Source organism: Caldisericaceae bacterium, from assembly GCA_036574215.1.
Lineage (GTDB): Bacteria > Caldisericota > Caldisericia > Caldisericales > Caldisericaceae > Caldisericum.
Genome location: JAINCR010000060.1, coordinates 1 through 1,273, shown reverse-complemented (window position 1 = coordinate 1,273; position 1,273 = coordinate 1). Strand labels below are relative to the sequence as shown.

Sequence of the window (1,273 nt, the reverse complement as noted above, 5' to 3'; positions counted from 1 at the left end):
GCTTACGCCCTCAGAATGACACCCACCACGTCATCCTGAGGAGCGATAGCGACGAAGGATCTTAAAATTGAGAGGGTAAAAGGAACGCCCTCAAGACTCCCCCGAATGCTGAAAAACATAAAAAGATAAGATTCTTCGGTCGCTAACGCTACACTTGACTTCGCCAAGAAGAGTGCAGAATGACACCAAGGGAACACTCCCTCAAGGCTTTAGAACATCAAAAAGAATAACGGCAAGATTCTTCGTCGGCAAAAAAGACGCCTCCTCAGAATGACACCAGGGAGGACGTCTCGTCAGAACGACCCTACGGGACTTTGCTTAAGAATGATTTTATGGGGCTTAAACCCTCAAAATAACCAGGAAGGTGAAAAACTGCTTTAAACACTTTCCATAAATTTTTTTGCTTTTTTCTTAATTCTTTGAAGTGTATTATCTATGGATTTATAATCTTTGTTAAGGTAAGAAGCTATCTGGGAGATTTTTAAACCATCAAGATACAACTTAAAAACCTCAAGTTCACTTTCCGTTAAAGTATTCTCAAATTCCTCAATCTCTTCTTTTAGGTTTATATCATCTAAAAAATTGGAGGTTTTAGAAAGGACATTTTCAATTGGCACTTCAACTTTACGTGTTCTTAAAATATCAAGAATACGATTTCTTATATTAATAAAGAGAAAGTCTTCAAATCTACCAGCATTTTCACTGTAATAATCTATAGTTTTTAATGTTGCAAAAAGGGCTTCAATAAAAAGATCTTCTCTATCTTCCTTAGACAAGAAAAGGCCGTAGTATCTTACAATCCTTTTTATAAAAGGAGTATAAAGCGATATGATTGTCTCTTGAGCTTGTCGGTCGTGGGCTTTTGCATGTTTAATTAAATCTTCAATATTATTGTAATTCTCCATTTTTTAATTTTTCTTCAATAATTTTAAACAGAACAATACCAGTTGCAACGGATACATTAAGCGAATTTACTTTCCCAAATAGAGGTATCTTAACTACGTAATCGCATTCTTTAAGAATCCCAGGTCTAACACCCTCCCCTTCGTTTCCTACAACAACTGCAAAGGGATGGTGTGAATACTCAATATCAAAATAGTTCTCTTTAGCATTTACATCGGTTCCAATAATCCAAACACCTTTTTCCTTTAAATACCTTATAACTTGTATGATATTTGCAACCTTATAAATCCGCATGTGAAAGACAGCTCCTGAAGAGACAATCATTACACTTTCGGTAACATCACATCCCTCCTTTTTCTGGATAAATACA

2 protein-coding genes are annotated in these 1,273 nt (G+C 35.8%); both read right to left on the bottom strand.

What is annotated here, in order from left to right:
- Positions 1 to 377: 377 nt before the first annotated feature.
- Positions 378 to 905 (bottom strand): sigma-70 family RNA polymerase sigma factor, encoded by a 528-nt coding sequence (locus tag K6343_03760; GenBank protein MEF3245079.1) that lies wholly within the window; start codon positions 903 to 905, stop codon positions 378 to 380.
- On the bottom strand, positions 889 to 1,273 hold a 385-nt coding region (locus K6343_03755; GenBank protein MEF3245078.1), incomplete at its 5' end, for an RNA methyltransferase. The genes K6343_03755 and K6343_03760, both read right to left, overlap by 17 nt.